Below are 4,603 nucleotides of genomic sequence, written 5' to 3' on the forward strand. Positions count from 1 at the left end.
TCCGTGACTGCGGGGTTGGCCGCCTTTGGGGCCCGCCCGGTAGTCGTCGGGCACGGGGTTGAAGAAGACGCGGTCGGAGCGCATCCGCACCACGATCTGGACGGGCAGGTCCCGTAGGAGCCAGGCCAGGCGCGGGCCGTCGTAGCGGTGTCCGCCACGATCAGCACCGGCGGGTCGCCGGCCTTCCAGTGCCCGGCGTCGAGGATTCCGTGCAGGACCTCTCGCAGTTGGGTGGCGGTGACGGCCGCTGTGTCCGCGCCGGGTTCCAGGCGCTTGGCGTCCAGTAGGGCTGTCCACGAGGTCGAGCCCGATTCCAGGGCGGCGACGAAGGAGTAGGGCCAGCCGGGCACCATCTCGTGCGTGTTCTCGCGCCGGCCGTAGGTGTGGCAGAAGGAACGGCCGTCGCTGGTGTTGGCGTCCGGCCGCAGCCAGGCGGACACGTCGACGGCGAGCACGATCCGTCCGCCCGGGCCGAGGGGCACGCTTCGGGCCGCGATCGCGCGCAGAAGGCCGTCCGCGTCGAGGTCCCCGCGGTTCAAGGCGGCGTACAGGGAGCCGTGCGAGCGCCGGTGCTCGGGCGCCAGGGCCAGCTCGACCAGGGCGCAGACCGGACCGTCGGCACACAGCAGGGCATCCGACAGCTCGAACAGTGCGTCCGCGCGGCGGGGCATCGCGGCGTACAAGTCCATTCGAAAGGAGGACAGTTCCGCAAGAGCCTGCCGACGAACGGCTTCAGGGACCACAATCGACACCGACGACCTCCGGCTCTGTTGTGCGACTCGACATCACACAGCGTGAGACGGAGGTCGTCGCCTTGTCCGGCAGATCCCCATGTGGGTGACCAGCTCGAACAACCTCGAGTCGATCACCGAAGGTAAAACGACAAGCTGAAACCACGGGGACGAGTGCGCTGGACTGGGGTTACGCGCTCAGGACGAGTGACGGCGAGTGGTGGTGGATCGCGGTCATGATGGTCTGCGGTCGACTCTGGGGCGGCAGCCAGCTGGTAGTCAGCATCTCGCGGCGTGATCTGCACCGGCCCTGTCGGGGGAGGCCTAGCGCAGCGGTGGCGATGACGTCGTCGGCCTCGACCTCGTTGATCCGGGCCGACCGCATACCGTGCAGGTCCAGGGTCGACTCGGCAGGCCCCCGCCTCGTCGAGTGGGCGTCAGGGGAAGCCGGACTGGAGAACCGAGTGCGCGTACCGGAATGTCGTGCACGCACCCCGGACATGCCTCACCCGGGCCGGCCCGAAGGCCGACCCGGGTGGGTTCATGTGCTCAGAGCACTATCTGGGCGTGGATGGGTGAGGTGGAGCCGTTGAAGCTGGGGTTTCCGGCGTAGACGGCGATCAGCGCGTGGATGCCGATGCCGATGCCGAGGGCGGAGGTGGTGAAGGTGGCCACGCCGCCGGAGAGGGTGGCGTGGCCCAGCAGGGTGGCGCCGTCGAAGAACGTCACCTTGCCGGTGGGGGTGCCGGCTCCGGGGGCGGTGGCGGTGACGGTCGCTGTCAGGGTCACCAACTGCCTGTGCACCGACGGGTTCGGCGCCGAGGTCAGCGCCGTGGTGGTGCTGGCCTTGGTGACCGTCTGAGTGATGGTCGCCGAGGTGGAGGTGTTGTAGTTGCCGCTCCCGTTGTAGGTGGCCCTGATCGGGTGCACGCCAACACTGAGGGCGGCAGTGGTCAGGGTGGCTACGCCGCCGGACAGGGTGACCGGCGCCTGGGGGATGCCGCCGATGAAGAACGTGACCGTGCCGGTGGGGATGCCGCCCCCGGGGGCGACGACGCTGACGGTCGCCGTCAGGCTCACTGGCTGGCCGAACACCGAGGGGTTCGGCGCAGTAGTCACCGTGGTGGTGGTGTTGGCCTTGGTGACGGTCTGGGCGTCGACGGGGGAGGTGGAGCCGTTGAAGCTGGTGTCGCCGCTGTAGGCGGCGGTGAGGGCGTGGGTGCCGACGGCGAGGTCGGTGGTGGTGAAGGTGGCCACGCCCGCGACGACAGTGCCAGTGCCCAGCAGGGTCGCACCGTCGAAGAACGACACCGTCCCGGTCGGGGTGCCGGCTCCGGGAGCCGCCGCGGTGACGGTGGCGGTCAGCACCTTCGCCTGGCCGAACACCGACGGGTCGGGCAGGGACGTCAACACGGTTGTGGTGTCGGCCGTGTTGACGGTCTGGGCGTCGACGGGGGAGGTGGAGCCGTTGAAGGCCGTGTCGCCGCTGTAGGCGGCGGTGAGGGCGTGGGTGCCGACGGCGAGGTCGGTGGTGGTGAAGGTGGCCACGCCCGCGACGACAGTGCCAGTGCCCAGCAGGGTGGCGCCGTCGAAGAACAACACCGTGCCGGTGGGGGTGCCGGCACCGGGGGCGGTGGCGGTGACGGTGGCGGTCAGCACCTTGGGCTGGCCGAACACCGACGGGTCGGGTGCCGAGGTCAACACCGTTGTGGTGCCGGCCGTGGTGACCGCCTGGGCGTCGACGGGGGAGGTGGAGCCGTTGAAGCTGGGGCTACCGGCGTAGACGGCGATCAGCGCGTGGATGCCGACGCCGAGGTCGGTGGTGGTGAAGGTGGCCACGCCCGCGACGACAGTGCCAGTGCCCAGCAGGGTGGCGCCGTCGAAGAAGGACACCGTGCCGGTGGGGGTGCCGGCTCCGGGGGCGGTGGCGGTGACGGTGGCGGTCAGCACCTTGGGCTGGCCGAACACCGACGGGTCGGGCGCCGAGGTCAGCGCCGTGGTGGTGCTGGCCTTGGTGACCGTCTGAGTGATGGTCGCCGAGGTGGAGGTGTTGTAGTTGCCGCTCCCGTTGTAGGTGGCCCTGATCGGGTGCACGCCAACACTGAGGGCGGCAGTGGTCAGGGTGGCTACGCCGCCGGACAGGGTGACCGGCGCCTGGGGGATGCCGCCGATGAAGAACGTGACCGTGCCGGTGGGGATGCCGCCCCCGGGGGCGACGACGCTGACGGTCGCCGTCAGGCTCACCGGCTGGCCGAACACCGACGGGTCGGGCAGGGACGTCAACACCGTTGTGGTGTCGGCCGTGTTGACGGTCTGGGCGTCGATGGGTGAGGTGGAGCCGTTGAAGGCGGTGTCGCCGCTGTAGACGGCGGTGAGGGCGTGGGTGCCGACGGCGAGGTCGGTGGTGGTGAAGGTGGCCACGCCCGCGACGACAGTGCCAGTGCCCAGCAGGGTGGCGCCGTCGAAGAAGGACACCGTGCCGGTGGGGGTGCCGGCTCCGGGGGCGGTGGTGGTGACGGTGGCGGTGAGGACCTTGTGCTGGCCGAACACCGACGGGTCGGGTGCCGAGGTCAACGCCGTGGTGGTGTCCGCCGTGTTCACGGTCTGGGTGTCCACCGGCGAGGTCGAGCCGTTGAAGCTGGTGTCGCCGCTGTAGACGGCGGTCAGCGCGTGGATGCCGACGCCCAGGGCCGAACTGGTGAAGGTGGCCGTGCCGGTGGCGTCCAGGGTGGCGGTGCCCAGCAGGGTGACGCCGTCGAAGAACGACACCGTGCCGGTGGGGGTGCCGGCTCCGGGGGCGGTGGCGGTGACGGTGGCGGTGAGGACCTTGGGCTGGCCGAACACCGACGGGTCGGGTGCCGAGGTCAACGCCGTGGTGGTGTCGGCCGTGGTGACGGTCTGGGCGTCGATGGGTGAGGTGGAGCCGTTGAAGCTGGTGTCGCCGCTGTAGACGGCGATCAGCGCGTGGATGCCGACGCCGAGGTCGGAGGTGGTGAAGGTGCCGGTGCCGGTGGCGTCCAGGGTGGCGGTGCCCAGCAGGGTGACGCCGTCGAAGAACGACACCGTCCCGGTCGGGGTGCCGGCTCCGGGAGCCGCCGCGGTGACGGTGGCGGTCAGCACCTTCGCCTGGCCGAACACCGACGGGTCGGGCAGGGACGTCAACACCGTTGTGGTGTCCGCCATGTTCACGGTCTGGGTGTCCACCGGCGAGGTCGAGCCGTTGAAGCTGGTGTCGCCGCTGTAGACGGCGGTGAGGGCGTGACTGCCCACGCCCAGAGCCGAACTGGTGAAGGTGGCCGTGCCGGTGGCGTCCAGGGTGGCGGTGCCCAGCAGGGTGACGCCGTCGAAGAACGACACCGTCCCGGTCGGGATGCCGGCACCGGGAGCCGCCGCGGTGACGGTGGCGGTCAGCACCTTCGCCTGGCCGAACACCGACGGGTCGGGCAGGGACGTCAACACCGTTGTGGTGTCCGCCATGTTCACGGTCTGGGTGTCCACCGGCGAGGTCGAGCCGTTGAAGCTGGTGTCTCCACCGTACACGGCGGTCAGCGCGTGGGTGCCGACGGCGAGGTCGGTGGTGGTGAAGGTGGCCACGCCCGCGACGACAGTGCCAGTGCCCAGCAGGCTGGCGCCGTCGAAGAACGACACCGTCCCGGTCGGGATGCCGTCCACGGAGGTGACGGTGGCGGTGAGGACCTTGGCCTGGCCGAACACCGACGGGTCGGGCGCCGAGGCGAGGGTGGTGGCGGAAGTGAAGGGAACGGTGTCGGTGACGCTGACGGTGTTGTCGCCGTTGTTGGTCACGTACGCGTGCAGTCCGTCGGGAGTGACAGCCACATCGAACGGCCCGGTACCCACGGTGATGGTGGCCA

At 70.4% G+C, this 4,603-nt stretch carries 2 protein-coding genes; both read right to left on the reverse strand.

Annotated elements, in window-relative coordinates:
* Window positions 1-689, reverse strand: a 689-nt coding sequence (locus ACZ51D_RS43285; protein ID WP_465665798.1) for a transposase, incomplete at its 3' end; no start/stop codon positions are given.
* A 591-nt stretch (window positions 690-1,280) separates the two neighbouring features.
* A partial coding sequence (locus ACZ51D_RS43290; protein ID WP_465665800.1) for a beta strand repeat-containing protein occupies window positions 1,281-4,603 on the reverse strand: 3,323 nt, incomplete at its 5' end.

The sequence above is a fragment of the Kitasatospora sp. NPDC033851 genome (genome assembly GCF_055576085.1).